At 72.4% G+C, this 24,850-nt stretch carries 29 protein-coding genes, 1 tRNA gene and 2 pseudogenes; 11 read left to right on the top strand and 21 right to left on the bottom strand.

What is annotated here, in order from left to right:
• Positions 1–344, bottom strand: a pseudogene (locus tag KPL57_RS19330) (hypothetical protein); the annotation flags it as partial.
• A gap of 180 nt (positions 345–524) precedes the next feature.
• On the opposite strand from KPL57_RS19330, the gene KPL57_RS19335 reads away from it, so the two are divergent.
• The 4 genes and pseudogenes from KPL57_RS19335 to KPL57_RS19350 form a co-directional block, all read left to right on the top strand.
• Positions 525–854, top strand: coding sequence for a hypothetical protein (locus tag KPL57_RS19335; protein WP_226352649.1), 330 nt, complete (start codon positions 525–527; stop codon positions 852–854).
• Positions 855–1,134: 280 nt separating this feature from the next.
• The gene (locus tag KPL57_RS19340) at positions 1,135–1,821 is read left to right on the top strand and encodes a hypothetical protein (RefSeq protein WP_226352650.1); all 687 of its coding nucleotides are present in this window, start codon (positions 1,135–1,137) and stop codon (positions 1,819–1,821) included.
• Between the two features lie 10 nt (positions 1,822–1,831).
• On the top strand, positions 1,832–2,482 hold the full coding sequence (locus KPL57_RS19345; protein WP_226352651.1) for a nitroreductase family protein: 651 nt from the start codon (positions 1,832–1,834) through the stop codon (positions 2,480–2,482).
• A gap of 33 nt (positions 2,483–2,515) precedes the next feature.
• Positions 2,516–3,425 (top strand): annotated as a pseudogene (locus KPL57_RS19350) (IS5 family transposase); the annotation flags it as partial.
• Position 3,426: 1 nt separating this feature from the next.
• On the opposite strand, the gene KPL57_RS19355 reads toward KPL57_RS19350, so the two are convergent.
• Positions 3,427–4,182, bottom strand: coding sequence for a decaprenylphospho-beta-D-erythro-pentofuranosid-2-ulose 2-reductase (locus KPL57_RS19355; protein ID WP_226352652.1), 756 nt, complete (start codon positions 4,180–4,182; stop codon positions 3,427–3,429).
• A 20-nt stretch (positions 4,183–4,202) separates the two neighbouring features.
• Positions 4,203–5,609: an FAD-binding oxidoreductase gene (locus KPL57_RS19360; protein ID WP_075309122.1), complete on the bottom strand. Its 1,407-nt coding sequence runs from the start codon at positions 5,607–5,609 to the stop codon at positions 4,203–4,205.
• A 52-nt stretch (positions 5,610–5,661) separates the two neighbouring features.
• Between KPL57_RS19360 and KPL57_RS19365 the strand changes: the two genes are divergently transcribed.
• Positions 5,662–7,458: a hypothetical protein gene (locus tag KPL57_RS19365; protein ID WP_226352653.1), complete on the top strand. Its 1,797-nt coding sequence runs from the start codon at positions 5,662–5,664 to the stop codon at positions 7,456–7,458.
• Positions 7,459–7,475: 17 nt separating this feature from the next.
• Positions 7,476–8,078, top strand: coding sequence for a DUF1707 domain-containing protein (locus KPL57_RS19370; protein WP_020627916.1), 603 nt, complete (start codon positions 7,476–7,478; stop codon positions 8,076–8,078).
• Here KPL57_RS19370 and KPL57_RS19375 read toward each other — a convergent pair.
• The 4 genes from KPL57_RS19375 to KPL57_RS19390 all read right to left on the bottom strand — a co-directional run bounded on the left by KPL57_RS19375 (position 8,069) and on the right by KPL57_RS19390 (position 10,635).
• A complete protein-coding gene (locus tag KPL57_RS19375) occupies positions 8,069–8,824 on the bottom strand; it encodes an ABC transporter permease (protein ID WP_226352654.1) in 756 nt (251 codons plus the stop codon). The two genes, KPL57_RS19370 and KPL57_RS19375, sit on opposite strands and share 10 nt — an antisense overlap.
• Complete coding sequence (locus KPL57_RS19380) at positions 8,821–9,636, bottom strand: ABC transporter ATP-binding protein (protein WP_226352695.1); 816 nt, start codon at positions 9,634–9,636, stop codon at positions 8,821–8,823. The genes KPL57_RS19375 and KPL57_RS19380 overlap by 4 nt, the downstream gene beginning before the upstream one ends.
• Before the next feature lie 73 nt (positions 9,637–9,709).
• Complete coding sequence (locus tag KPL57_RS19385) at positions 9,710–10,027, bottom strand: transcriptional regulator (protein ID WP_226352655.1); 318 nt, start codon at positions 10,025–10,027, stop codon at positions 9,710–9,712.
• Positions 10,024–10,635, bottom strand: coding sequence for a hypothetical protein (locus KPL57_RS19390; RefSeq protein WP_226352656.1), 612 nt, complete (start codon positions 10,633–10,635; stop codon positions 10,024–10,026). The genes KPL57_RS19385 and KPL57_RS19390 overlap by 4 nt, the downstream gene beginning before the upstream one ends.
• A 160-nt stretch (positions 10,636–10,795) precedes the next feature.
• On the opposite strand from KPL57_RS19390, the gene KPL57_RS19395 reads away from it, so the two are divergent.
• The gene (locus KPL57_RS19395) at positions 10,796–11,251 is read left to right on the top strand and encodes a GtrA family protein (RefSeq protein WP_308187905.1); all 456 of its coding nucleotides are present in this window, start codon (positions 10,796–10,798) and stop codon (positions 11,249–11,251) included.
• Between the two features lie 78 nt (positions 11,252–11,329).
• On the opposite strand, the gene KPL57_RS19400 is transcribed toward KPL57_RS19395, so the two are convergent.
• The 6 genes from KPL57_RS19400 to KPL57_RS19425 all read right to left on the bottom strand — a co-directional run bounded on the left by KPL57_RS19400 (position 11,330) and on the right by KPL57_RS19425 (position 16,622).
• Positions 11,330–12,292 carry a type IV toxin-antitoxin system AbiEi family antitoxin domain-containing protein gene (locus KPL57_RS19400; protein ID WP_226352657.1) on the bottom strand — a complete coding sequence of 321 codons (963 nt, stop codon included), beginning with the start codon at positions 12,290–12,292 and terminating at the stop codon, positions 11,330–11,332.
• Positions 12,293–12,444: 152 nt separating this feature from the next.
• On the bottom strand, positions 12,445–13,350 hold the full coding sequence (locus KPL57_RS19405; protein WP_226352658.1) for a glycosyltransferase family 2 protein: 906 nt from the start codon (positions 13,348–13,350) through the stop codon (positions 12,445–12,447).
• Positions 13,347–14,099: an ABC transporter ATP-binding protein gene (locus KPL57_RS19410; protein ID WP_020627924.1), complete on the bottom strand. Its 753-nt coding sequence runs from the start codon at positions 14,097–14,099 to the stop codon at positions 13,347–13,349. The genes KPL57_RS19405 and KPL57_RS19410 overlap by 4 nt, the downstream gene beginning before the upstream one ends.
• 6 nt (positions 14,100–14,105) lie before the next feature.
• The gene (locus tag KPL57_RS19415; protein WP_020627925.1) at positions 14,106–14,975 is read right to left on the bottom strand and encodes an ABC transporter permease; all 870 of its coding nucleotides are present in this window, start codon (positions 14,973–14,975) and stop codon (positions 14,106–14,108) included.
• Between the two features lie 87 nt (positions 14,976–15,062).
• Positions 15,063–15,620 (bottom strand): bacterial proteasome activator family protein, encoded by a 558-nt coding sequence (locus tag KPL57_RS19420; protein ID WP_051050488.1) that lies wholly within the window; start codon positions 15,618–15,620, stop codon positions 15,063–15,065.
• A 15-nt stretch (positions 15,621–15,635) separates the two neighbouring features.
• The gene (locus tag KPL57_RS19425) at positions 15,636–16,622 is read right to left on the bottom strand and encodes an NAD(P)H-quinone oxidoreductase (protein WP_075309115.1); all 987 of its coding nucleotides are present in this window, start codon (positions 16,620–16,622) and stop codon (positions 15,636–15,638) included.
• Between the two features lie 54 nt (positions 16,623–16,676).
• Here KPL57_RS19425 and KPL57_RS19430 point away from each other — a divergent pair, with 54 nt between their 5' ends.
• On the top strand, positions 16,677–17,363 hold the full coding sequence (locus KPL57_RS19430) for a GNAT family N-acetyltransferase (protein ID WP_226352659.1): 687 nt from the start codon (positions 16,677–16,679) through the stop codon (positions 17,361–17,363).
• 10 nt (positions 17,364–17,373) lie between these two features.
• Here KPL57_RS19430 and KPL57_RS19435 read toward each other — a convergent pair whose 3' ends face one another.
• On the bottom strand, positions 17,374–17,991 hold the full coding sequence (locus KPL57_RS19435) for a VC0807 family protein (protein WP_226352660.1): 618 nt from the start codon (positions 17,989–17,991) through the stop codon (positions 17,374–17,376).
• The gene (locus KPL57_RS19440; protein WP_226352661.1) at positions 17,988–18,842 is read right to left on the bottom strand and encodes an alpha/beta fold hydrolase; all 855 of its coding nucleotides are present in this window, start codon (positions 18,840–18,842) and stop codon (positions 17,988–17,990) included. Before KPL57_RS19440 ends, KPL57_RS19435 begins: the two co-directional genes overlap by 4 nt.
• A gap of 83 nt (positions 18,843–18,925) precedes the next feature.
• Between KPL57_RS19440 and KPL57_RS19445 the strand changes: the two genes are divergently transcribed.
• On the top strand, positions 18,926–19,516 hold the full coding sequence (locus tag KPL57_RS19445) for a TetR/AcrR family transcriptional regulator (protein ID WP_226352662.1): 591 nt from the start codon (positions 18,926–18,928) through the stop codon (positions 19,514–19,516).
• On the opposite strand, the gene KPL57_RS19450 is transcribed toward KPL57_RS19445, so the two are convergent.
• Both KPL57_RS19450 and KPL57_RS19455 read right to left on the bottom strand, forming a co-directional pair.
• Positions 19,513–20,448, bottom strand: a complete 936-nt coding sequence (locus tag KPL57_RS19450; RefSeq protein ID WP_226352663.1) for a neutral zinc metallopeptidase — start codon at positions 20,446–20,448, stop codon at positions 19,513–19,515. The genes KPL57_RS19445 and KPL57_RS19450 overlap by 4 nt on opposite strands.
• A 79-nt stretch (positions 20,449–20,527) precedes the next feature.
• Positions 20,528–21,397 carry an AraC family transcriptional regulator gene (locus tag KPL57_RS19455; protein WP_226352664.1) on the bottom strand — a complete coding sequence of 290 codons (870 nt, stop codon included), beginning with the start codon at positions 21,395–21,397 and terminating at the stop codon, positions 20,528–20,530.
• Positions 21,398–21,477: 80 nt separating this feature from the next.
• Here KPL57_RS19455 and KPL57_RS19460 point away from each other — a divergent pair, with 80 nt between their 5' ends.
• The gene (locus KPL57_RS19460; protein ID WP_226352665.1) at positions 21,478–22,179 is read left to right on the top strand and encodes a class I SAM-dependent methyltransferase; all 702 of its coding nucleotides are present in this window, start codon (positions 21,478–21,480) and stop codon (positions 22,177–22,179) included.
• Positions 22,180–22,202: 23 nt separating this feature from the next.
• A tRNA-Ser gene (locus KPL57_RS19465) sits at positions 22,203–22,288 on the top strand.
• A gap of 23 nt (positions 22,289–22,311) precedes the next feature.
• Here KPL57_RS19465 and KPL57_RS19470 read toward each other — a convergent pair.
• From KPL57_RS19470 to KPL57_RS19485, 4 genes are all read right to left on the bottom strand, one after another.
• Positions 22,312–22,575, bottom strand: coding sequence for a tyrosine-type recombinase/integrase (locus tag KPL57_RS19470; RefSeq protein WP_226352666.1), 264 nt, complete (start codon positions 22,573–22,575; stop codon positions 22,312–22,314).
• 352 nt (positions 22,576–22,927) lie between these two features.
• Complete coding sequence (locus KPL57_RS19475; RefSeq protein ID WP_226352667.1) at positions 22,928–23,158, bottom strand: hypothetical protein; 231 nt, start codon at positions 23,156–23,158, stop codon at positions 22,928–22,930.
• Positions 23,159–23,270: 112 nt separating this feature from the next.
• Positions 23,271–24,044: a transposase gene (locus KPL57_RS19480; protein ID WP_226352668.1), complete on the bottom strand. Its 774-nt coding sequence runs from the start codon at positions 24,042–24,044 to the stop codon at positions 23,271–23,273.
• Between the two features lie 20 nt (positions 24,045–24,064).
• A complete protein-coding gene (locus tag KPL57_RS19485; protein WP_226350834.1) occupies positions 24,065–24,829 on the bottom strand; it encodes a transposase family protein in 765 nt (254 codons plus the stop codon).
• Positions 24,830–24,850: the final 21 nt, after the last annotated feature.

Consider the following 24,850-nt stretch of genomic DNA (forward strand, 5'->3'; position numbering starts at 1 on the left):
GCATCGGGGAGCAGCCGGCTGTCGCTCGGCCCGCACCGGGGAGCAGCCGGTCGTCGCGGCCCGCCGGTGGCCGTGGACGAGCCCGGCGACGTGCCGTCGGTGACCGAGGCGCTGCCGGTGGTCCGCCGCCGCTCGGCGGGCCCCGCCGTCGCCACGACGTCGGGCTGGACGCCCACCACACCTGCGGAGCAGGACCCGGCCGACGACGCGCGCACCGCGGCCATGCCGCTCGTCCGGCCCGTCGCGGCCCCGTCCGCGCCGGTCGCCGAGCCCGAGCCCACCGCCCCGGCGTCCGAGCCGGCTCCGGCCGACCCGATCGCCGTCCCGGCGCCCGCGCTGCCCACCCGGGCACCGCGCCGCCCCGATGCCGACCCCGCCGACGTGCCCGCCGCGGCCGAGATCGACGTCCCGGCCCCGGCCGGTTCGGCCCGCTGGGTGCTGGAGCGCCTGGCCGCGGCCCGGGCCGCCGACTTCGACGGCGCCGGGCACAGCGACCTCTCGGAGGACCTGGTGGCCGTCGCCGGATGCGCAGCGGCGGCGCCGGGACCGGCGGGGACCTGTTCACCCCGGTCGTCGAGGGCACCGGCACCACCTCCGGCGTCGACCGGATGGAGCGGCTGCGGTCGCTGCACATCGCGGCCCGTGAGCTCGCCGACGACCGTGGTGTCGTCCCGGCGCCGCGGGCGATCCGCTCCGCCTCGGCGCTGCCCGGCACGCGGACCGGCGTCGAGAACTGCGGCCGCGCCAGCCGTCGTCGCGACGACGCCCACGCCAGCGCCGCGACGCCGATCGTCGCCGCCTCGGGTGCGGCCGCATCCCGTCGCCCCCGGAAGAAGCCGGCGCACGGGGCCTGAGACACCGCTGGGGAGCGGGTAACACGGCCGTGCCCCCGGACCACCACCGTGGTCCGGGGGCACGGCCGCGTCCGCGTCGGATCCGGTCCCGTGGGGCGAAGAGACCGGCGGTGCCCGCCGGGCGGCGGTCCGCGCACCGGGCGAGCGGTCCGGTGACGCCGCATCCCGGTGCCCGGGACGTGACGCCGGTGCCCGGACACCGCGGCGCCGCGTCGGCGACAATGGACGTGCCCGCCCGTCGCGCCCCAGGACGGGTCCCGCCCACCGACGCGATGGACCGATGATCCCCACGACCCCGCCCCTCGCCGACCTGCCCGAGCCCACCGGTGCCGCACCGCCGGAGCGGGCCGCACTGCACTGGTACCTGCGCCTGGTCCGCCACCACCTGGGCCGTGGCCCCTACCTCGACGTGGCGGGTGCCGGCGGGGCGCTGCTCGCCGGGCTGGCGCGGCTCGGCCCGGCCTCGGGGCTCGCCGGCTCGGAGGCCGAGGCGGAGCGGATGCGCGCCGGTGCGCCGGGCTGCCCCGTGCACCTGAGCCTCGACGCTCTGCCGGGTCCGGTCGCGTCGCTGACCGCGGTGGAGGTGCTCGACCGGCTGCCGGACGCCGCGCTCGCCGGTGACCTCGGCCCGGGCGGCTGGTTCCGGGCGCTCGAACCGGGCGGGCACGCACTCGTCGTCGCCGCCGACGCCGAGGGCCGCGGCCGCGAGCTGGCCGGTGCCCGCTGGGTGCCGCCACGGGTCCCGCGCGGGCACCTGCGGATCCGGGAGATCCTCGTCGAGGCCGGGTTCGAGATCGTCCGGGAGGGCTCGGACGGGCTGACCCGTGGCCCCTACGGCGGCATCCCCACCTGGGCCGACCCGCGTCTGGCCGCGACCCGCGCGCAGCGGTCCGCGGGGCGGCTCACGTGCGAGGCGGGCGCGGGTGAGCGCGCGGTGATCATCGCGAGGAGGCCGGCGGCGCCGTAGCGTGCAGGGCATGAGCGATGTGCTGCCCCTCGGCCCCGACGAGCTGCTCACCACCACCCGGTCGGTCCGCAAGCGCCTTGACCTGGAGCGTCCGGTCCCGCTGGAGGTGGTCCGGGACAGTCTCGAGGTCGCGTTGCAGGCCCCGAGCGGTTCCAACCAGCAGGGCTGGCACTGGCTGGTGCTCACCGATGCCGAGAAGCGGAAGGCCGTCGGCGAGTACTACCGGAAGGCGTTCACCGCCTACCGGAACTCCGCGCAGTACCCGACGACCCGCTCCCACGGCGACGCCGACCGCGACGCCACCCAGCTCCGCGTCGCCGACAGCGCGCAGTACCTCGCGGACCGGATGGGCGAGGTCCCGGTGCTGGTCATCGGCGCGATCACTGCAAAGGCCGAGCTGCCGGCGTCGAACCAGGCCGGGCTGTGGGGCTCGCTGCTGCCGGCCGCGTGGAGCCTGCAGCTCGCGCTGCGCGCGCGTGGTCTGGGCAGCGCCTGGACGACGCTGCACCTGCAGTACGAGAAGGAGATCGCCGAGCTGCTGGGGATCCCGGACGACGTGCGGCAGGGGGTCCTGCTGCCGGTCGCGTACTACACCGGCGACACGTTCAAGCCCGCGAAGCGCCAGCCGCTCGACACCGTCCTGCACGTCGACGGCTGGTAGGCCGCCCCGTCCGGGCTCAGAGCGTGTTTGGAAATGGTGGGTGTGTCGGGATGGTCGACACGGCTGGGGTGCTCCATCGTGGTCGGCATGCAGGAACGACCGCGCCGGTACCCCTCGGACACCAGTGATGCCCAGTGGGTGGTGATCGAGCCGTTGTTACCGCCGCTCGCGCGGCGGGGGCGGCCTGTTGCTCATGCTCGTCGGGACGTGCTGGACGCGATCTTGTATGTCGTGCGGACCGGGTGTGCCTGGCGGGCGTTGCCGGTGGACTTCCCGCCCTGGCAGACCGTCTACTGGTACTTCAACCAGTGGGAACAGCAGAAGGTCACCGAGAAGATCCTCCCGGTCGTGCGGGGGCAGTTACGTATCGCCGAGGGCCGTGATCCGGAGCCGAGTGCGGGGATCATCGATTCCCAGTCGGTCAAGGGCGCCGACACCGTCGGCCAGGACTCCCGCGGCTACGACGCCGGGAAGAAGACAGGCGGACGGAAACGGTTCATCGTGACCGACACCCTCGGTCTGCTGCTGACCACGATGGTGTGCTCGGCCTCGGTACAGGACCGCGACGGCGCCAAGCCGATCCTGCTCAACCTCTACCTGCGCACCAGGGTGCGGTTCGTCTACGCCGACGCCGACTTCGCCGGGCGACTGCTCGACTGGGCCGCCACGATCCTGCAGACAACGATCGAGATCATCCGCAAGCCACCCGAGCAGCGCGGATTCACCGTCCTCCCACGAAGGTGGGTGGTCGAACGGACCCTGGCCTGGCTCACCGCACACCGACGCCTGGCCCGAGACTACGAACGCCACCCCACCACATCCGAAGCCATGATCCGCTGGGCCGCGATCAACACCATCACCCGCCGCATCGCCCGTGGATACCCCGCCACCCGCCAGCAGAAACACACGACACCCTCAACCCACTAGAATTTCCAAACACGCTCTCAGATCGGCAGCTTGCGGAAGATCGGCCGCGGCACGTGGCGCAGGGCGCTCATCACGAAGCGCATCGGCGCCGGCGCCCAGACCAGCTCCTTGCCCGTCCGCACCGCGTCGACGATGACGTCGGCGACGGCCTGCGGGGTGGTCGCGAGCGGTGCGGCGTCGAGGCCCTCGGTCATCTTCGAGTGCACGAAGCCGGGCCGGACGATCGTCACGGTCACGCCGAACTCGCGCAGCGCCTCGGTCAGACCGGTGTAGAACGCGTCCATCCCGGCCTTGGTGGAGCCGTAGACGAAGTTCGAGCGGCGGGCCCGCTCCCCGGCGACCGAGGAGATCGCGACGAGCGAGCCGTGGCCCTGCGCGCGGAACCGCTCGGCCAGCGCGACCCCGGTGGAGACGGTCGCGGTGTAGTTGACCTGCGCCAGCTCGACGGCGTGGTCGACGTCGGTCCAGGCCTTCTCGTTGTCGCCGAGCAGCCCGAACGCGACGACGGCGACGTCGATGTCCCCGCCCGCGAAGGCCTTCTTGACTACCTCGGGGTGGGTCTCGATGTCCCGGGCGTCGAACTCGATGGTCTCCACGCCGCACCCGAGCGCCTCGAGCTCGGTGCGGGCGGCGTCGAGCCGGGGGCCGGTGCGGGCGGCGAGCACGACCCGCAACGGGCGGTCCGCGGCGAACGCGCGCACGGTGGCCAGGCCGATCTCGGAGGTGCCGCCGAGGAGCAGGACGCTCTGCGGGTTGCCGACTGCGTCGATCATGATGGTGCTGGCTCCGGACGTCAGAGGGTCAGTGCGAGGCGGCGGGACATGTCGGAGGCGAAGACGCCGGTGGGGTCGACGCCGTCGCGGATCGCCTTCCACTCGGCGAACCGCGGGTAGCCGGCGGCGAAGGCCTCCGGCGACGTGCGCGACTCCTTCGCCAGGTACAGGCGCCCGCCGGCGGCCAGCACCATCTCGTCGAGCTCGGTGCAGAAGCGGGACAGGCCGCGTGCGATCGGGAAGTCGACGGTGATCGTCCAGCCCTCCGTCGGGAACGACAGCGGTGCGTCGTTGCCCGCGCCGAAGCGCTTGAACACGTTCAGCCCGGACTTGTGCGGCGAGGCCGCGATCTTCGACACGATGCGGCGCAGCTCGGTCTCGGCCCCCATCGGGACGACGAACTGGTACTGCAGGAAGCCCTTCGAGCCGTAGACCCGGTTCCAGTCCCCGAACACGTCGAGCACCTGGTAGAAGGCCGTGATGTTCTGCACCGAGCCACGCTGGCGCTTCGGTGCCTTGCGGAACCACAGCTCGGAGAACGCGGTCAGCGACAGCTTGTTGGCCAGCCCGTTCGGGAAGACGTCCGGGAAGGTCAGCAGCTGCGGCGCGTCGAACTTCAGCGGCTCGGACCGCAGCTTCGCGGGGAGCTGGTCGACGGTGGCGAGCGAGCCGCGGGTCAGCACCGACCGGCCCATCCGGGCGCCGGTCGCGGTGGTGTCGAACCACGCCGCGGAGTAGCCGTAGGTGTCGTCGGAGCCGTCGGTGAGCAGCTCGAGCAGGCCGTCGAGGTCGTCGGTGCGGTCGGTGTCGACCACGAAGTACGCCGACTCGGTCCGGTGCAGCCGCACCCTGGCCCGCACGATCACCCCGGTCAGGCCCATCCCGCCGACGGTCGCCCAGAACAGCTCGGCGTCCGGCCCGGAGGGGGTCAGCTCGCGCACCGAGCCGTCCGCGGTCACCAGCGCCAGCCACTCGACGTGGTTGCCGAAGCTGCCCTTGGTGTGGTGGTTCTTGCCGTGCACGTCGGCGCCGATCGCCCCGCCGATCGTGACCTGACGGGTGCCCGGCAGCACCGGGACCCACAGCCCGAGCGGGAGCGCGGCGCGCATGAGCTGGTCGAGGCTGACGCCCGCGTCGACGTCCGCGACGCCGGTGTCCGGGTCGATGGCGTGGATCCGGTTCAGCCCCGGCATGTCGAGGACGACGCCGCCCGCGTTCTGTGCCGGGTCGCCGTAGGACCGGCCGAGCCCGCGCGCGATCACGCCGCGCTCGCCCGCCGTGCGGACGGCCTCGGCCACGTCCTCGGCGTCGCGGGGGGTGACGAGCTGGGCGATCGTCGGCGCGGTCCGCCCCCAGCCGTGCAGGGAGGCGGTCCGTCGCGCCGGGGCGTCGGTCCTGGTGCTGCGGGGAACGGTCGTGTCCGTCATCGTCGCCAGGGTAGCGAGGGGCCCCGACGGCGACGGGTGCGACCCTGGGCGCGTGCTCGACGAGCGGCAGGTCCGCCTCCCGCTGCCACCGGCGCGGGGCCGGGGCGCGACCGCGGGGCTGTACGTGCTGCTCGGGCTCGGGTACCTGCTGGGCTCGCTGTGGCTGCAGCGCCGGGTGCTCGCCGACCCGGGCGGTCTGCTGATCGGCCACGTCACCGCCGACGCCGACATGTTCTCCTGGTGGATCCACTGGTTCCCGTTCGCCGTGACGCACGGGGAGAACCCGCTGGTCACCGACTGGATGCACTGGCCGTACGGGCTCAACGCACTGTGGAACACCGCGGTGCCGCTGCTGGCGCTGGCGCTGGCCCCGGTGACCCTGGTCGCGGGCTCGGTGACCGCGTTCAACGTCGGCCTGATCCTCGGCCCGGTCGTCTCCGGGCTGGTGCTGGTCGCCGCGCTCGGCCCGTACGTGGGCCGGACCGGTCGCGGCTGGGCCGCCCGCGGGATCGCCGGAGCGCTGTACGCGTTCTCCCCGTTCCACCTCGCGCACGCGATCGCCGGGCACCTCAACCTCACGTGGTCGCTGCTGCCGCCGCTGCTCCTGCTGCTGGCCCACCACCTGTTCGCGCGAGGGCCGCTGCGCCGGCCGTGGACGGTCGGGGCGGCGGCCGGGCTCGCCCTGGTCGGGCAGCTCGTCCTCTACACCCAGACCCTCGCGATCGGCGTGATCTTCCTGGTCGTCACCGCGATCGTGCTCGCGCTGCGGTTCCCGCGCCGGGTCCCCGCCCACCTGCCGGGGCTGGCCCGGGCCGGACTGGCCTGCGTCGGGGTGTTCGTGGTGCTCGGCGCGTACCCGCTGTACCTGGTGCTGGCCGGGCCGAACCGGCCGCGCGGCCCGATCCGCAACGTGCACGCCACGGGGGCGGACCTGGCGAACCTGCTGGTCCCGACCCGGCTGACCGCCGTTCGCGCGGTCCCCGACGGCACGGACGCCGAGCTCGGCGGCCACATCGGTGAGCAGGGCGGCTACGTCGGCCTCGCCGCGCTGGCGCTGGTCGTCGTCGCGGTGCTGGTCGTCCGGTCGACGACGCTGCGGGTGGTCGCGGCGGTCGGGTTCCTGTCCTGGGTCGCCTCGCTCGGCACGAGCGTGGTGCTGCTGGGCGACTACACCGGGATCCCGCTGCCCTGGCTGGTGTTCGCCGAGGTGCCGCTGCTGTCGGAGGTCGAGCCGGTCCGGATCCAGGTGGTGACGGCGATGTGCGTGGCCGTCGTCGTAGCGCTGTGGGTGGACCGGATGCCGCTCGACACCCCGGCGACGGCGGTCGGCGCCGTCGCCCTGACCGCGCTGACCGTGGTGTCGTGGCTGCCCGCCGACGCCCAGGAGGTCCGGCCCGCTCCGGTGCCCGCCTTCTTCGCGGCCGGGGCGGCGCCGCTGGGCCCGGCCGACGTCGTCGAGATCTACCCACGCATCACCGCGGCCTGGGACGACGGCGCCCAGGGCCTGCGGTGGCAGGCGGCCTCCGGCCCGGCGTTCCGCATCCGCGGCGGCTACTTCATCGCCTCCGACCCCGACGACGACGTCGCGATCCAGTCCCGCTGGAACCGCTACCAGATCGGGGCGCAGTGGGTCGCCGACGGCAAGGACGAGCCCAGCGACGACTACGCCGCCGCCGCCCACCGCGAGCTGCGCGACCTGGGGATCACCGCCGTCGCGTTCGTCCCCGGGTACGCCGGGGGAGACGAGGCCAGGGCGCTGGCCTGGACCCGCCGGGTGACCGGCGACCCCGGCCGGTTCGACGGCGGGGTGTGGCTCTTCCGGCTGCCGGACGGCGCACCCGTCGGCTAGGTGTTTACCCTGGTGGGGTGACCGGCGCGCGGCTACCCGGAGAGGGTCGGGAGATCAGGATCTCCGACGCCGACCGCGAGCGCGTCGCGGCGCGGCTCAACCACGCGTTGGGCGAGGGCCGCATCTCGGTCGAGGAGCTGCAGGAGCGGCTGTCGGTCGTCTACGGCGCCCGGTTCGGCTCCGAGCTGCTCCCCGTGCTGTCCGACCTGCCCGGGGACCCGCTGAACCTGTCCGCGGACGTCCTCGCCACACCGGTCGGCCCGCCCACGGTGCTGCGCGGCGGCATGAGCGGGGTCAAGCGCCGCGGCGACTGGGCGGTCCCGGCCCGGCTGCGGGTGCAGACCTCGCTCGGCGCGGTGCTACTGGACTTCTGCGACGCGCAGCTGCCCCTGCCCGTCGTCGAGGTGGAGCTGGAGCTCGGCGCCGGTTCGGCCCGGCTGCTGGTCCCGGAGAACGCCACCGCCGACGTCGACGGCCTCGTCTCCCAGTACGGCTCGGTCCGCTCGAAGATGCCCAGCCGCGCCGTCCACGGCCGCCCGCACTTCCGCGTCTACGGCCGGACGGCCGCCGGTTCGGTCACGGTGCGGCCCCGCTACACCTTCGCCGGCCGTCACTTCTGACCCGGTTCACCGGAAGCGACGGCCCTCGTCGCGCCGGTAGGCCCAACCCACCAGCAGGGCCAGCCCGACCGTCCACACCGCGAACGCGCCCAGTGCCGGCCGCTCGGGGCCGGTCCGCCGAGCGACCAGAGCAGCAGGTCGCGGGCCCCGCGGGTGGGCAGCAGCTCGGTCGCGCGGGCCAGCCAGCCGGGGAACAGCTCCGGCGGCAGCAGCAGCCCGCCGCCGAAGGCCATCGGGAAGAACGCCAGCTGGGTCACCGGCAGCGCCACCTTGGTCGGCAGCGAGTAGCCGATCGCGAGCCCGCCGAACAGGAACGGCAGCCCGGCCACCAGCAGCGCCAGCACCGCGCCCGGCAGCCGGGCGGGCTCGACGGCCGCGGGTGTGAGCAGCGCGCCGAGCACGACCACCGGCAGCATCCCGAGCAGCGCGAACAGCACACCGACCGCGAGCCGGCCGACCACCCGGGCCGACGCGGGCGCGGGCAGCGTGCGCAGGTACGGGTCCCACGGCTTCTCGCGGTCGTCGGCGACGCCCACCCCGAAGGTGAACAGGAACCCGCTGAGCACGCCGAACAGCGCGAGCTGGGCGACCGTGCGGGTCGCCGCGACCGGGTCGTCGCCCCAGTCGAACGGCAGCACGAAGAAGCAAAGGGTCAGGGCGGGGAACAGCGCGGTGGACAGCACCGCGACCGGGATCCGCAGCTGCTCCAGGATCAGGTAGCGGGCGTGCGCCGTGGCGATGCTCATGCCTGTCCTCCGGTCAGGGTGAGGAACGCGTCCTCCAGCGAGGCGCGGGAGACGGCGAGGTCGGTGAACGGGACGTCGTGGCGGACCAGGGCGCGGACGAGCTCGTCGGCGTCGGGGGTGTGCAGCACGACGCGGTCGCCGTCGACCTCGGCCCGGTCCACGCCGGGCAGGTCGTCGGGCACCGCCGGTCCCCCGGGTGCCGTCGTGGTCCGGAACGCGACCCGGCCGCCCCGGACAGCACCACGGACGGCGTCGACGTCGCCGTCGGCGCGGATCCGACCGCCGGCCAGGACGACGACGCGCTCCGCCAGCGACTCGATCTCGTCCAGGTAGTGGGTGGTCAGCAGGACGGTCCCGCCGCCGGCGTGGAACTCGCGGACGGTGTCCCAGAGCGCGTGGCGCCCCTCGATGTCCAGGCCGGTCGTCGGCTCGTCGAGCAGCACCAGCAGAGGACGACCGATGAACGCGAGCGCGAGCGCGAGGCGGCGCTTCTGGCCGCCGGACAGCCCGCCCGCCTGGCGTCGCTCCAGCCCGTCGAGGCCGAAGCGCTCCAGCAGCTCGCCGGCCCCGACCGGGTCGGGGAAGTGGGCGCCGACGAACCGGACGATCTCCCCGACCCGCAGCGTGTCCGGCAGCCCCGTCTGCTGCGGGGTGGTGCCCAGGGCGACCCGGTTCGCCGCGTCCCGCGGGTCCCCGCCGAACATCCGCACCGTGCCGGTGTCCGGCCGGCGCAGCCCGGACACGAGGTTGACCAGCGTCGACTTGCCCGCGCCGTTCGGGCCGAGCAGTCCGGTGAGGCTGCCGGGCTCCAGGACGAGGTCGACGTCGTCGAGGGCGAGGTGTCGCCGTAGCGGCGGGAGACCCCGCGCAGCTCCACCGGGGCGGTCACGACGGCACCTCCGAGGGGTCCGACGACGGGTCGAGCAGCGCTCGCAGGGCCGTCGTGTAGTCCTCGAAGGCCCGCCGGCCCGTTCTCGTCAATTCGACGAAGGTCACCGGGGTGCGTCGTTGGTGCGTCTTGGTGATCGCGACGTAGCCGGAGTCCTCCAGCTTGCGCAGGTGCGTGGACAGGTTGCCCGCGGTCATGCCGAGCAGCTCCTGCAGGCGCGGGAAGGTCATGCGGTCGCCGTCGTCGAGTGCCGCGAGGGTGGCGGTGACCCGCAGCCGGGCCTGGGCGTGGATGACGGGGTCGAGCTCGGTCATCGTACCACCCGCGCCCGTGTCCACAGTCCGGTGGCGACCAGTGCGCCGCCGCCGACGAGGGCCAGCGTCAGCGCGTGCCACGGTGCCGGGACGAACGGCAGCGCTGCCCCGAGCACCAGCAGTCCGAGTCCGAGTGCGTAGTCGGGGACGTTGCGCCAGACCGCGGCCCCGACCGCGAACAGGCCGCCGGTGACGAACACGAACAGCGCGGGCATGGCGAACCCGACCGGCGCGCCGAGCCGGCCGAGGCCGATCACCAGCGCGACGACACCGATCATCGCCACCGGCCAGACCCAGCCGTAGAGGGCGCCGTGGAGCTGGCTCGGCCCGGCGACGCCGCGTCCCATCCGGGCGCCGACCACGCCGCTGCTGATCGCCCCCCCGGCGATCGCCAGCCCCGTGAGAACGCCCGCGGTGAGCGCGGTGACCGCCCCGGTCCCGTTCGCGAACCAGGCGAGCCCGATGACCGCCCAGGCCGCGCCCCAGATCAGATAGAAGATCCAGTACGGCGGGACCTGCCGGGCCTGCTCGCGCTCGATGATCGCGAGCGCGTCGGCCGGTGAGCGCGGCGGCTGGTCGTCGACGTCGGTGTCCGTCCGATCCTGCATGCTTCCCCCACTACCAACTGGTTTGCTCCGTCACCAACTTTGTACGGCAAAGGGCGTTGCCCTGTCCACGGTCGCGTACGGATCGGCAGGTCGGAGGGGCGCGACTTGCGCTTCGGTGGGTCGACGCGGTCGTTGCGGCGCGCGCCGCTACCCTCGATGGGTGACCGCCACCGAGCCCACCCGGGCCGAGCCCCCGGCCACCGGTCCGGCCGACGCCCCGGCCCCGCGCCTCGGCCTCGTCCGCCAGCTGGGCAGCTTCGTCGCGATCGGCGTGCTCTCCGCGATCGTCGACTTCGGCGTCTATCACCTGCTCCTGAACGCGGGCCTGTGGGTGCCGTTCGCCAAGGGCATCAGCTTCATCCTCGGTACGACGACGGCGTACCTGCTCAACAAGCGCTTCACCTTCACCGGCGCGAACACCGGCGGCCGCGCGAGGTTCGCCGGCTTCGTGGCCCTCTACGGCACGACCTTCGCCGTCAACGTCGGCATGAACTCCCTGGTCCTGCACCTGCTGCCGCCGCTGAGCTACGACACCAGCCTCGCCTGGCTGGTCGCCCAGGGCACCGCCACCGCGATCAACTTCGTCATGCTGCGCTGGGTCATCTTCAAGGACTGACCCCCGCATCCACACCTGTTCTCGGGCATCCACACCTGCTGCAACGGGTGTGGACGCCAGACAGGGGGTGTGGATCCGTCAGGACCGGAGCGCGGAGCGGAGGGTGGCGACCATGCCCTGCGGGCCGGGGTCGGTGATCTCCTGCCAGGTCCAGCGGACGACGACGAGCCCGGTGCGGCGGATGCGGTCCTCCCGGCGCTTCTCCTCCCAGAGCGCCTCGGCCGCATCCCCGCCGGGACAGCGGGCGCGCCCGTACTTCACGCGCCCGTCGAACTCGCCGACGACACGCAGCCCCGGCCAGGCGAAGTCGGCACGGTAACGGGTCCCGGGCACGGGCCACTGCGTCACCGGGGTGGGCAGGCCGGACAGGTGCATCCCGAGACGGCTGCGGGTCTCCCCGGGACTCTCGCTCGCCGGGTCGACGAGGGCGAGGGTCCGGCGAGCCGTGCCCACTCCTGTGGTCCCGGTGGCCCGGGCCAGCGCCGACGTGATGTCGTCGGGCGATGTCGCGCCCGGTCGAGGGTGCCCGGTGCGCCCGTCGACGACCGCGGCATGCAGGGCGCCGTCCGCGACGACCAGCGCCTGTTCCGTGGGCAACGACCGGGCCAGGTCGACGACCGTGCGGGCGGGACCCGTCAGGCGCAGGCCGTCGACCTCGACCGCGTCGTCGGAGGCGAGTGCTCCGCTGTGTACGACCATGTCACCGCGGGTCCGGGCACCGGTGGGGCGGGACCGGAGGACGTGGAGCCGATCGAGCGGGACGGCCCATACCGGCAGGCCGAGCAGCACGGCCGCGGTGACGTGGCCGAACACCGCATCCGGGGACAGTCCCGGCGCGGCGGCCCGGGCACGCAGAGCGTGGTCGACGACGGCCGAGTCCGATCCGCCCCCGTCGGTGAGCCGGTAGACCCCGCGCCGGACACCGGTCAGGACCCCGCTACGCCGCAGCGCGTCGATCTCGTCGTCGGAGAACCCCTGCTCCCGCAGCCGGCTACGCCGGACCAGGCCGTGTGCGACGCCCCGGAGCGTCTCGCGTGTCATACCGGTGACACTGACCGACCACGGCCGCCCCATCGCCCCCAACCAGCGCCCTGTGGACAACTCCACCGGGTGTGGACACCGCATCCACACCCACTGCGGGGCATCCACACCTGTTGCAACGGGTGTGGACGACGGTCAAGGGGTGTGGATGATCAGGGGGCGCGGTGGAACTGTTCCCGGCGCCCCTGGCGGAGCAGGGTGAGCCAGTCGCGGAAGGCGCCCGGGTCGCGCTTGGTCACCAGGAAGTACCAGGCGAACCTCGGCAGCTCCAGGAGGCCGATCCTGCGCATCCCCGGCTGGGACATCAGGTAGCCGCGGTTGCGGTAGGTGTAGTAGCGCTTGACCTCGTCGCCCGGGTCCTGGGCGTGCAGCCGCCCGCCGAGCATCGGCTTGAACTCGTCGGAGCCGTAGGGGTGCAGGTAGGTGGCCTGCAACGCGGTGCCGAACGGCAGCCCGGACCGGACCATCCGCCGGTGCATCTCCACCTCGTCGCCGCGGACGAACAGGCGCAGGTCCGGGACCCCGACGACTTCGAGGGTCGAGGCCCGGAACAGGGCGCCGTTGAAGAAGCTGGCGATGCCGGGCAGCAGGTCGTCGGGGCCCAGCGCCGAGCGGGACCGGTGCCAGGTGACGCCGCGGCGCAGCGGGAAGGCGAGGCGGTCCGGGTCGGCCTTGTCGGCGACCACCGGGGACACCGCGGCGAGCTGGTGCCGCTGCGCGACCTCGAGCAGCGTGGCGAGCGTGGACTCGTCGGCGGCGTGGCCGTCGTCGTCGGCCAGGAAGATCCACTCGGCGCCCATCGCGAGGGCGTGCAGCATCCCCAGGGCGAAGCCGCCGGCACCGCCGAGGTTGGACCACGACGGCAGCCAGGTCGTCGGCAGTGGGCACGCCTCGACGGCGTCGCGGGCGGGCCGGTCCGGCCCGTTGTCGACGACGATCAAGTGGGCCAGCGGATGGGTCTGCTTCGCCATCGCCGCGAGCGAGTCGACGAGCAGCTCGGCGCGGTGCCGCGTCACGATGACGCCGACGACCGAGCCGGGCGGGAGCGGTACGGTCACGACGGGGTCCGCCCCTTGTAGTGGTCGAGGACCTCGTGCAGCGGGCCGTACTCCTTGATCGTCCCGTGCTCCATCCACAGCGCGGTGTCGCACAGGTCGGCGAGGAACTCGTCGGAGTGCGAGGCGAAGACCAGGATCCCGGAGCGGTCGACGAGCTCGTGCAGCCGGTCGCGGGCCTTGTTCAGGAACTCCGCGTCGACGGCGCCGATGCCCTCGTCGAGGAGCAGGATCTCGGGGTCGATCGAGGTGACGACGCCGAGCGCGAGCCGCACCCGCATGCCCGTCGAGTACGCCCGCAGCGGCATCTCCAGGTAGTCGCCGAGCTCGGTGAAGGCGGCGATGTCGTCGATCCGCGCCTCCATCTGCTTGCGTGTCATGCCCAGGAACAGGCCGCGGATCAGGATGTTCTCGTAGCCGGAGATCTCCGGGTCCATCCCGACGGCGAGGTCGAACACGGGCGCGACCTTGCCGCGGACCATCGAGCGGCCACGGGTGGGCTCGTAGATGCCGGCCATCAGTCGCAGCAGCGTGGACTTGCCGGCGCCGTTGTGCCCGACGAGTGCGACGCGCGCGCCCTTGTCCAGGCTGACGGTGATGTCGCGCAGCGCCTCGATGATCGGCACCTTGGCGTCGGTGCCGATCCGGCCGCCCGCCCTGCCGAGGACGGCCTTCTTCAGCGAGCGCGTCTTGGCGTCGAAGATCGGGAAGTCGACGGCGGCGCGGTCGATCCGGATGCGGGGTTCAGTCACAGCGGCTCACACCCAGTACGCGACGCGGGAGCGGTAGTTGCGCAGGCAGATCAGTGCCGCGGCCCAGCCGACCAGCGTGATCACGCCGGTGACCAGCCAGTACCGGCCGACGATCTCCTGGCCGAGCAGTGGCTGACGCACGATCTCGACGAAGTGGAAGACCGGGTTCAGCTCGACCAGCTGCGCGCGCTCGCGGGCCACGTCGTTCTTGCTGAGCGTGTCGACCGACCAGACGATCGGGGTCAGGTAGAAGATCAGCTGGGTCACGCTGGCGATGATCGGCGGGATGTCCCGGAAGCGGGTCGCGAGGATCCCGGACAGGATCGCGACCCACGCGCCGTTGACGGCCAGCAGCGCGAAGGCCGGGACGGCCAGCAGCGTCGACAGCCCCAGCGGATGCGGGAACACGATCATCAGCACGACCCAGACGACCAGGTTGTGCAGGAAGAACAGCGTCTGCCGCCACACGAGCCGGTAGATGTGCAGACTCAGCGGGGCGGGCAGGAACTTGATCAGGCCCTCGTTGGCGATGAAGACCTCGCTGCCCTCGAGGATGCAGCCGGACACGAAGTTCCAGATCAGCAGCCCGACGGCGACGTGCGGCAGGAACGTCGCCAGCGACATCCCGAACAGCGCCGAGTAGAGAATGCCCAGGCCGAGGGCGATGACGCCCATGCTGATCGAGATCCACAGCGGCCCCAGGACGGAGCGGCGGTAGCGCTGCTTGATGTCCTGCCAGCCGAGGTAGCCCCACAACGGCCGTTGCCGCCAGCCCTGGGCGAGGTCCGCGAACGCCCGGCGCCAGCTGCGCGGGCTCGACACCTCGGACGGGTCGACGACGTCGCCCGGCTCGTTGTCGGTCACGGTCACGGCCACCCGGTGAGGGTACTCAGACGCCGTCCGCGGTCCCGGCAGGGGAGCCCCCCGCCGGGACACCGCGAAACCGCAGGTCGTCGGCGTGGGTCAGAGGTACTGCCCGGTCCCGCGACCCATGCCCTCCGGTACGCCGCCCTGCTCGGGGGCCCCGCCGCCCATCCCCGGCGGCAGCCCGCGGCGCATCTGCTCCAACTGGGCGCGGGCGGCCATCTGCTGGGCGAACAGCGCGGTCTGGATGCCGTGGAACAGGCCCTCCAGCCAGCCGACCAGCTGGGCCTGGGCGATCCGCAGCTCGCCCTCCGACGGGGTCGTGTCCGCCGTGAACGGCAGGCTGAGCCGGTGCAGCTCCTCGCGCAGCTCCGGCGCGAGACCCTCCTCGAGCTCCTTGACGGAGTTCTCGTGGATCTCCTTGAGCCGCTCGCGGGACGCCTCGTCCAGCGGTGCCGCCTTCACCTCCTCCAGCAACTGCTTGATCATCGTGCCGATCCGCATGACCTTCGCGGGCTGCTCGACCAGGCCGGCCGGGCTCTGCGTGGACCCGTCGTCGTCCTGCGGGACCGACGCCATGCCCACCGGCCGCCCGTCGGCGCCGACCACCACGACCCGGTCTCCGGACGTCTCCTGCTCGTCGCTCATGTGCCCCATTCTGGACCCGCCCGCTCAGGAGTTCACGAGGAGGAGCTTGCCGGTGACCCCACCGGCGGCGAGCCTGCGGTGGGCGTCGGCGGCGTCGGACATCGCGAAGCGCTCGAAGACGACCGGCTTCACCCGGCCATCGGCGAACAGCGGCCACACGTTCTCCCGGACCCCGTCGACGATCTCGGCCTTCGAGTGCGGCCCCTCGACCGGGCGGCCGCGCAGGCCCATCGCCGAGACGTGGCCGCGCTTGGCCAGCAGGGCGCCGATGTTGAGCTCGGCCTTCACCCCGCCCTGCATCCCGATGATCATCAGTCGACCGTCGCGGGCCAGCGCCGACAGGTTGTTCGCCAGGCCCTTGGCGCCCATGTTGTCGAGGATGACGTCGGCGCCGTGGCCGTCGGTGGCCTTCTTCAGCTCCTCGGCGATGTCGTCGTGGTAGTCGATGACGATGTCGGCGCCCAGGTCACGGCAGAACTGCATCCGGTCGGCGTGGCCCGCGGTGGCCGCGACGCGTGCGCCGAACGCCTTCGCGACCTGGATCGCGTGCGTGCCGATGCCCGACGAGCCGCCCTGGACCAGGAACGTCTCGCCCTCGGCGAGCCGGCCCTCCAGGAACACGTTCGACCAGACGGTGCAGGCGACCTCGGGCAGGCCGCCCGCCTCCTCCAGCGACACGCCCCCGGGGACGGGCAGCAGCTGCGGGGCCGGGACGGCGACCTTCGTCGCGTAGCCGCCGCCGGCGAGCAGGGCGCAGACCTCGTCGCCGACCGACCAGCCGGTCACGCCCTCGCCGAGCGCGGCGATCCGGCCCGCGCACTCCAGCCCGAGGATCTCCGACGCGCCGGGCGGGACCGGGTAGTTCCCCTGGACCTGCAGGAGGTCGGCCCGGTTGACGGCCGAGGAGACGACGTCGAGCACGACCTCACCCGGCCCTGGCTCGGGGTCGGGCACCTCGGCCCACGTCATCTGCTCGGGTCCGCCGTACTCGGTCAAGGTGATCGCCCACATGGGAGCCGACCGTATTCCGTGGCGCGCATCCCGGCGATCCGGCACGGTCGACCGATGGACGTGCTCCCCGCGCCGATCGACCCGGTGCCCGACCCGTGGCCGCTGGCCGGGCTGACCCTGCGGACCCCGCGCCTGGAGCTGCGCATCGAGGACGACGCGTCGCTCCGCGAGCTGGTGGAGGCCGTGCACGGCAGCGGGATCCACCCGTCGTCGGAGATGCCGTTCCGCACGCCGTGGACCCGGGCGGACCCGCGGTACCTGGAGCGCGGCATGGCGCAGTACTACTGGGGGAACCGGGCGAGGGCGTCACCGGAGTGGTGGACGCTGACGTTCGTCGTGCGGGCGCAGGGCCGGGTCGTCGGCATGCAGGACGTGGTGGGGGACCGGTTCGGCGTGCGCCGCGAGGTCTCGACCGGCTCGTACCTGGTGCGCCGCGCTCAGGGCCGCGGCCACGGCGCCGAGATGCGGGCCGCGGTACTGGCGTTCGCCTTCGACCACCTCGGCGCGCTGGTGGCGCGCTCGGAGTACCTGGCGGGGAACGCGCGGTCCGCGGCGGTGTCGGCCCGGCTCGGCTACCGCGACGACGGCACCGCCACGATCGTCCACGACGACGAGCGCGTCACCGAGTACCGGGTGCGCCTCGACCGGGAGGCGTTCGTGCGGCCCGGGTGGGAGCTCGTCGTCGAGGGCTACACCGCGGACCTGGCGGAGTTCCTCGCCGCGGCGCCGCCGGTCGGCTGATGAGCCGCGGTCAGCTGAAGATCAGCGCGCGGTGCCGGGGCAGTCGCAGCCACACCTGCCCGACGACGAGCAGCACCGCCAGCACGGCGAACCACTGCACGCCCTGCACCGCGGGCACCACGTCGACCGGCAGTGTGTAGGCGAACGTCACCCGCAGGGCGGCGTCGAGGAACAGGCCCGCCGCCCAGCCCGCCGTCAGCCACCGCCAGATCGAGCGGAACCGGGCGGAGGAGGCCCAGCGACGGTCCCACTCGTCGGGGCTGTGGCCGGACTCGGCGAGGGTGAGCCTGCCGATCACGAACATCACCGGGCGCGACGAGAAGACGCTCGCGAGCAGTACGACGCCCAGCGCCGCGGTGACCACGGCCTCGCGGGCGAGCAGGACGCGGTCGTCGCCGCCGAGCAGTGCGGTCGCCGCGCTCGCCACGCACAGGACGAGCACGAGCACCGCGAACCACTCGACGCGCCGGTGCCGCAGGAGCACCCACAGCGCCCGCGCCGCCGGGACCGCGGACCCGGGGAGCAGCGCCGGCCCGGCCGCGACGCCGACCGCCCGCAGGACGTAGAACAGCACCAGCGGCGCGACGATGTCGCCGAGCACGGTGACCGCGAGCTCCCGGCGCTTCACGACGCCGTCACCAGCGACGACAGCCGCTCGGCGACCCGCTCCGGGAACTCCCCGGGCAGCGCGTGCGTGGCGTCCGGCCACACCTCGACGGTGCCGCGTGGCAGCAGCGCGGCCCGATCCCGCGCCCGGCCGGCGTCGAGCATCGTGCTGCGCCCGCCGAGCAGCACCAGGGTGCGGACGCCGACCGCGGCCACGTCGCGGGCCGTGGGCAGCGGTGGCAGCGGGATCGCGGAGGCGTAGCCGGACAGGCCCGCCTCGATGAGCCGGGCGACCGGGTCGTCGACGACGTCGGCGCCGCCTCCCAGGTGGGTGACGAACCGCCGGCGCAGCCACGACGGGGCGCCGGGCTGCGCTCCGATCGAGGCGGCCACCGTGCCGGCCGGGATGCCCGTGAAGGTGCGGGCCGGGTCGAGCAGGCCGAGCGTCCGGATCCCGGCCGGGGCGCGGCGGGCGACCTCGAACGCCAGGCGCCCGCCCATCGAGGTCCCGACGAGGTGGCACGGCCCGAGTGTGTCGAGGACGTCGCGGAGCCAGCGGACCTGGTCGGCGACCGACCGGAGCGGCACGTCCTGGGTGCTCGCGCCGGGACCGCCGAGCGGGTCGACGAGGTGCACGGTCGCCCGGCGCCGCAGCGCGGGCACGTTCGGCGCCAAGCTCACTCCGGGCGACCCCGCCCCGGGCAGCAGGACGAACGGGTCCCCGGGAGGTCCGTCGCAGGTCAGAACGCGGACGACGCCGTGCGTGGTGGGGATGTCGCGGCTGCTCGTCGGCCCCAGCCCGGCGGCCACGTCGTCGTACAGCGCGCGGAACCGGTCCCGGGCCGCGGCGCTGGTGAAGTGTCCGGTGCGCATCGTCCCCCCGTTTCACGATACGATCGGACTGTAAAAGCCGGCAGGGGCTTTTCGCAAGCCGATCGGATCGGAACGAGGTGGAGATGCCGAAGGTGGTCGACCACGGGCAGCGCCGCGGGGAGATCGCGGAGGCGCTCTGGCGGATCGCTGCGGCCGAGGGGCTGGAGGCGGTCAGCCTGGCCCGGGTGGCGCAGGAGGCAGGGGTCTCGAAGGGGCGGGTCCAGCACTACTTCGCCTCGCGTGACGAGCTGCTGGACTTCGCCGCGCAGCACCTGCGGCTGCGGGTCGACGAGCGGGTGCGCGCGCGGATGGCGGCGGCCGCGCCGTCGTCGCCGCTGGGGGAGGTTCGCGCCCTGCTGGTCGCACTGCTCCCGCTCGACGACTACGCCCGCACCGACGCCCGGGTCGGCTCCGCCTTCCTCATCCGTGCACTCGGCGACGACCGGCTGCGCGAGACCTACCGGACGGGCAACCGCCTGATCCGTGCGGCCGTCGCCGACCGGCTCGCAGCGGCCCGCGACGCCGGCGAGCTCGCCGCGCTCGACCCGGACCGGGAGGCGACCGTGCTCCTGGCACTGGCCGGTGGCATCGCCGAGTCCGTCCTGCTCGGCGATGCCGACGAGGCCGGCGCGCTCGCCGTGCTGGATCACCAGCTCGGGCGGCTACGGCGCTAGTCGAGGCTGCGTGCGGCGAAGGTGTCGCAGGAGTCGGGGTTGCCGCTCTGCAGGCCGGTGGTGAACCACTTCTCGCGCTGCGCGGAGCTGCCGTGCGAGAACTGCGACTCGTCGACCCGGCCGCCACCCAGGTTGGACTGGATGTAGTCGTCGCCGATCCGGGACGCGGTGTCGAGGGCGGCGTCGATGTCGGACTGGTCCAGCTGGGTGATCAGGGGCTTCCCGGACGGGCCGGGCGTCGTCGTCGCGTGGTTGGCCCAGATGCCCGCGTAGCAGTCGGCCTGCAGCTCCAGACGCACCGAGCCGGAGGTCGGGCCGGTGTCGTTGCCCGCGCGGCGGTTGGTGCCGGTGAGGTTCTGGATGTGGTGGCCGTACTCGTGGGCGATCACGTAGGCCTGCGAGAACGGTCCGCCCTTCGCGCCGAAGCGGGTCTGCAGCTCCTGGAAGAATGTGAGGTCGATGTAGATCTCGGAGTCGGCGGGGCAGTAGAACGGCCCGCTGTCCGACGTCGCCGACCCGCAGCCGTTGGTGCTGACCCCGCCGGAGAAGAAGTTCGTGCGCGGCGGGGTGAAACCGGAGGAGAACTGGGTGGCCCAGTAGTCGTCGAGGGAGTTGACGACGGCGACGACACGGCAGTCCGTCGAGGTGTTCGCCGACTCGCCGGTGGCGCAGTTCTGCTGCAGCGACGAGTTGTCCGCCGTCTGGCCTGCGCCGACCTGGTCGAGCCCGGGGTAGCCGTCACCCGCGCCCATCCCGGACATGTCGACACCCGCGAAGTTCGACAGCAGCAGGTACAGGATGACGCCGACGAGGCCCAGGCCGCCGCCCGCGCCTGCCACCCGGCCGCCGACCCCGCCGCCCCGGCCACCGCCGGAGCCTCGCAGGTCGTCCACGCCGGACGTGTCGAGCTGGGCGTTCTCGTCGAACCGCACGTCGTCCTCCCGAGATGAGACCGTGGAATCCCACCACACCGCGCCGGACCGCACCGGCGCGGACGTCCCCCGCCACCCGTCAGGGTGTCCCGGGTCCGGCCCGCCACGTCGCGGCCGCGACGCCGTGCGCGGCACGGAAGCGGCGGGCGAAGTAGCCGGGGTCGGGGTAGCCGACCCGGGCGCCCACCTCGGCGACCGGGAGGTCGGTGGAGGCGAGGAGCCGCCGCGCCTCCCGCATCCGGCGCTCGGTGATCCACTGCTGCACGGTCCGCCCGGTCCTGCGCCCGACGACGGTGGTCAGGTGCCCGGGGGTCAGTCCGACGGCGGCGGCGACCTCGCGCAGCGACAGCTGCTGGGCGAACCGCTCCTCGACGACGGCGAACACCGCCGCGAGCAGCGGGTCGCCGGACTCGGCGGGCACGTCGTCGACGAGCCGACCCAGGGCCACCAGCAGCAGGGTGAGGTGCGCGCGAGCAGCCTCGGCGTGACCGTCGCGGCGGCGGGTCAGCTCGTCGTCGAGGTCGGCGAAGCGGGCCCGCCAGGTCGCCCGCTCCTCGGGCGGGACCCGGATCCGCTGCCCGCCACCGCGGTGGCGTCCGACGAACGGCGCGAGCAGCGGATGGTCCTGCCAGGACGCGGGCGCGACCGCCTCGGCCGGGAAGATCACCGACCACAGCTCGCCGGGTGGTTCCGCGCTCTCCCGGGCGTGGTCGACCACCGCGCCGGGGGCGATCACGAACGCGTCGCCCTCGCCGAGCTCCCAGGCGCGCCCGTCGACTCGGTACGTGCAGGTGCCGCGGACGACGTGGACGAGCAGCAGGAAGTCGTGCGCGTGCGGCCCCCGTACCCGGGGCAGCGACGCTCCCGGCCCGTCGACGTGCTGGGCCGCGATCGGCACCGGGGAGTGTGCGAAGCCGACCAGCGGAACGCCCGAACTTCGTCCCACCACGGCCACAGATAGTGCCTTGTAGGCAGTTCGCAGGCCAGGAAGGGTCGGTGACGTACACGAAGTTCGTCCGAGGGGAACCGATGACCACGCACGCCCACACACCCGCGCTCGTCAGCTCGCGGCTGCTCCCCGGCTACGACACCGTGGCCCGGCTCAGTGGCGCCGTCCCGATGTACTGGCGGCTGCTGGCGCAGGCGGGCATCGGCCCGCGGGACCGCGTGCTGGAGATCGGCTGCGGGACCGGGAACGTCCTGCTGCGCGCCACTGAGGCCGTTCCGACGGCCACCGTGCACGGCGTCGACCCCGACCCGGAGGCGATCGCGATGGCCCGCCGCAAGGCGGCAGACGCCGGCGTCGAGCTGCAGCTGCAGATCGGTGTGGCCGAGGACCTGCCCCTCGCCGACGGCAGCGTCGACCGGGTCCTCTCCTCGCTGATGCTGCACCACATCGCCGCCGACGCCCGGGTCGCGGCGCTGCGGGAGGCGCACCGCGTCCTGGCGCCGGGCGGGAGCCTGCACCTGGTCGACCTCGATCACGACCCGCGCACCGCCGGACGGATGCGCGTCGTGAACAGGGTGCTGTCGCTGCTGGCACGCTTCGACCCGGCCCACCGCCGGTCCCGCCACGGCGGGCACGGCCACGGTCACGGTCACGGCGGCCACGGTCACGGGGCGCAGCCGGTGCCGGAGCTGCTCGCGGCCGCCGGTTTCACCGATGCGGTGGTGGTCGGGCACGGGGCGACGAGGATGGGGCCGGTCACCTACTACCGCGCGGAGCGCTGAGCGGTCCCGTTACCCTCCCGATCGGAAGCGTGGCAGAGCGGCCGAATGCACCCGCCTTGAAAGCGGGCGTCCGAAAGGACCGGGGGTTCGAATCCCCCCGCTTCCGCCACAGGTCAGACCCATGATCGACGATCACGACCGGTCCTCCTGCCCCTCGTTGACAGCAACCGGTGACAGCAACGCGCCGGTGAGAGCGGTGCTCAGCTGGGTCAGAGCGGCGGCCTTCTCGTCGAGGTTGCCGTGCGCGTAGACGGTCATCGTGACCTTGACGTCGCTGTGCCCGACGATCTCCCGGACCACGTGCGGCGGGACGCCGAGCGCGAGCAACAGCGACACCGCGGTGTGCCGCAGATCGTGGAACCGCATTTGCTCGAGACCGAGGGCCGTGCGGATCACGTGCCACTGCGCGACCGGACGTGCGCGTCGCTGTTGGCTTCAAGGATCCGCGAGGAAAACAGTTGTCCTCTGGATCCTCGCCTGATAGGTGGTGCAAGATCGTGCATCATTCCACGATGACGTCCCTCGCTGCCGCAGTATCGGCCGCTGGCTTGGCTGCAAGTATCCTGCAGATCGTCAGCGGACTCGTAATGTTGACGCTGGGCCTCGTCCTTCGCAGGCAGGAGCGCCGATCGAATACCGCGGTCCTTCCGCGGGGCACGACGACATGGTGGCCAGCGTTCGGAGTAGGCGTGGTCCTGATCGGTGTGTCGAAGTTCGCCGGTGCGTACGAGATCTGGATCCGGCGCGCTCAGGCGGTGGAAGCACTTGCCTCGATGAGTTCGCTGAATACCTCGGAGGGTTTCTTCCAGTCGAAGATTTTACGTGGTCGGTCGTTGATGTCGGCGGCGATCATGGACAGGTAGGTGGGGTCGGAGGGGATCTCCACGCCTTTGGGGAGGTACTCGCGCACGATGCGGTTGAGGTTCTCGTTGCTGCCGCGCTGCCAGGGAGAGCGCGGGCGAGCGAAGTAGACCGGCATCGAGCCCTTGAGGCTTATTCAGGCTCCGTCAGGTAAGTGCGTAGAAGATGAGTCCGATGACTGCCGAGATCGTCGTTTTAAATGTGGCGTAGGGTCGGCGGTAGTCTGAGGCTTATTCAGGGACGCTCAACAGACTGCTGCGTTGAGACGCTGACCCGGGGAAGCGCCTCGCTCCATGATCACCCTGAATAAGCCTCTCTGTGTGGAGAACTTTCCACGACTTGATATGGGCGATGACTCGCTCGATGGTGGCGCGTGTGCGGTTGAGGCTCTTGTTGAATGTTTTCTGCCAGTCGAGAAGTTCCCGGCCGGGTTGTTTTTTGAACGGGGTGGGCATGCCGCGCCCGATGTAGCCTTTATCGCCGATCGGTGGGTATGTGGCGAGGTGGTCGAGGGCGCCGGATTGGTCGAGGCAATGTAGGTCGTGTCGGGAGCCTGGGGTCGGGTCGGAGATCCACGACAGCTGCCCTTCCAGGGTGGCTGCGACCTGGACGACGACGCCGGTGGTGCGATGCTTGCCCGACCACAGACCTGGTATGGCGGTCCATGACCAGCAGGGCAGTAGGGTTCCGTCGATGATGTACTGCCGATCGGCACGAAGCTCCTCCGCCGTCGGAACGACACTCCGCAGTGCCTGTGCCAGCAACGGTGTCACCCCCGCGATCGCTCGACTGACCGTCGACTGCGACACCCCGTAGGTTTCCGCCAACTCCCACTGCACACGATTCCCGCGCAGATACGCCAACGTGATCACCACCGACCAGAACAATCCCAGAATCGGCGGCCAAGGCCGTCGCAGGCCAGTCGCGTTCCGCTGATCCTGCTTATGCACCAGAGCGGCAAGATCCTGAATCTCATCACGCCGAAAGCCAGTGGTATAGTACATAGAGGCTTATTCAGGCTCCGTCAGGTAAGTGCGTAGAAGATGAGTCCGATGACTGCCGAGATCGTCGTTTTAAATGTGGCGTAGGGTCGGCGGTAGTCTGTGTGGAGAACTTTCCACGACTTGATATGGGCGATGACTCGCTCGATGGTGGCGCGTGTGCGGTTGAGGCTCTTGTTGAATGTTTTCTGCCAGTCGAGAAGTTCCCGGCCGGGTTGTTTTTTGAACGGGGTGAGCATGCCGCGCCCGATGTAGCCTTTATCGCCGATCGGTGGGTATGTGGCGAGGTGGTCGAGGGCGCCGGATTGGTCGAGGCAATGTAGGTCGTGTCGGGAGCCTGGGGTCGGGTCGGAGATCCACGACAGCTGCCCTTCCAGGGTGGCTGCGACCTGGACGACGACGCCGGTGGTGCGATGCTTGCCCGACCACAGACCTGGTACGGCGGTCCATGACCAGCAGGGCAGCAGGGTTCCGTCGATGATGTACTGCCGATCGGCACGAAGCTCCTCCGCAGTCGGAACTACACTCCGCAGCGCCTGCGCCAGCAACGGTGTCACCCCCGCGATCGCTCGACTGACCGTCGACTGCGACACCCCGTAGGTTTCCGCCAACTCCCACTGCACACGATTCCCGCGCAGATACGCCAACGTGATCACCACCGACCAGAACAATCCCAGAATCGGCGGCCAAGGCCGTCGCAGGCCAGTCGCGTTCCGCTGATCCTGCTCATGCACCAGAGCGGCAAGATCCTGAATCTCATCACGCCGAAAGCCAGTGGTATAGTACATACTGCGACAGCCCATTCATCT

It is taken from the genome of Pseudonocardia sp. ICBG601, from assembly GCF_020496245.1.

Excerpts from the sequence above, each read along its gene's own strand:
- KPL57_RS19335 (WP_226352649.1), top strand. The coding sequence starts at position 525 with ATGCGCAGCGGCGGCGCCGGGACCGGCGGGGACCTGTTCACCCCGGTC.
- KPL57_RS19340 (WP_226352650.1), top strand. The coding sequence starts at position 1,135 with ATGATCCCCACGACCCCGCCCCTCGCCGACCTGCCCGAGCCCACCGGT.
- KPL57_RS19345 (WP_226352651.1), top strand. The coding sequence starts at position 1,832 with ATGAGCGATGTGCTGCCCCTCGGCCCCGACGAGCTGCTCACCACCACC.
- KPL57_RS19355 (WP_226352652.1), bottom strand. The coding sequence starts at position 4,182 with ATGATCGACGCAGTCGGCAACCCGCAGAGCGTCCTGCTCCTCGGCGGC.
- KPL57_RS19360 (WP_075309122.1), bottom strand. The coding sequence starts at position 5,609 with ATGACGGACACGACCGTTCCCCGCAGCACCAGGACCGACGCCCCGGCG.
- KPL57_RS19375 (WP_226352654.1), bottom strand. The coding sequence starts at position 8,824 with ATGAGCATCGCCACGGCGCACGCCCGCTACCTGATCCTGGAGCAGCTG.
- KPL57_RS19385 (WP_226352655.1), bottom strand. The coding sequence starts at position 10,027 with ATGACCGAGCTCGACCCCGTCATCCACGCCCAGGCCCGGCTGCGGGTC.
- KPL57_RS19390 (WP_226352656.1), bottom strand. The coding sequence starts at position 10,635 with ATGCAGGATCGGACGGACACCGACGTCGACGACCAGCCGCCGCGCTCA.
- KPL57_RS19400 (WP_226352657.1), bottom strand. The coding sequence starts at position 12,292 with ATGACACGCGAGACGCTCCGGGGCGTCGCACACGGCCTGGTCCGGCGT.
- KPL57_RS19420 (WP_051050488.1), bottom strand. The coding sequence starts at position 15,620 with ATGGGGCACATGAGCGACGAGCAGGAGACGTCCGGAGACCGGGTCGTG.
- KPL57_RS19425 (WP_075309115.1), bottom strand. The coding sequence starts at position 16,622 with ATGTGGGCGATCACCTTGACCGAGTACGGCGGACCCGAGCAGATGACG.
- KPL57_RS19430 (WP_226352659.1), top strand. The coding sequence starts at position 16,677 with ATGGACGTGCTCCCCGCGCCGATCGACCCGGTGCCCGACCCGTGGCCG.
- KPL57_RS19440 (WP_226352661.1), bottom strand. The coding sequence starts at position 18,842 with ATGCGCACCGGACACTTCACCAGCGCCGCGGCCCGGGACCGGTTCCGC.
- KPL57_RS19445 (WP_226352662.1), top strand. The coding sequence starts at position 18,926 with ATGCCGAAGGTGGTCGACCACGGGCAGCGCCGCGGGGAGATCGCGGAG.
- KPL57_RS19460 (WP_226352665.1), top strand. The coding sequence starts at position 21,478 with ATGACCACGCACGCCCACACACCCGCGCTCGTCAGCTCGCGGCTGCTC.
- KPL57_RS19475 (WP_226352667.1), bottom strand. The coding sequence starts at position 23,158 with ATGCCGGTCTACTTCGCTCGCCCGCGCTCTCCCTGGCAGCGCGGCAGC.
- KPL57_RS19480 (WP_226352668.1), bottom strand. The coding sequence starts at position 24,044 with ATGTACTATACCACTGGCTTTCGGCGTGATGAGATTCAGGATCTTGCC.
- KPL57_RS19485 (WP_226350834.1), bottom strand. The coding sequence starts at position 24,829 with ATGTACTATACCACTGGCTTTCGGCGTGATGAGATTCAGGATCTTGCC.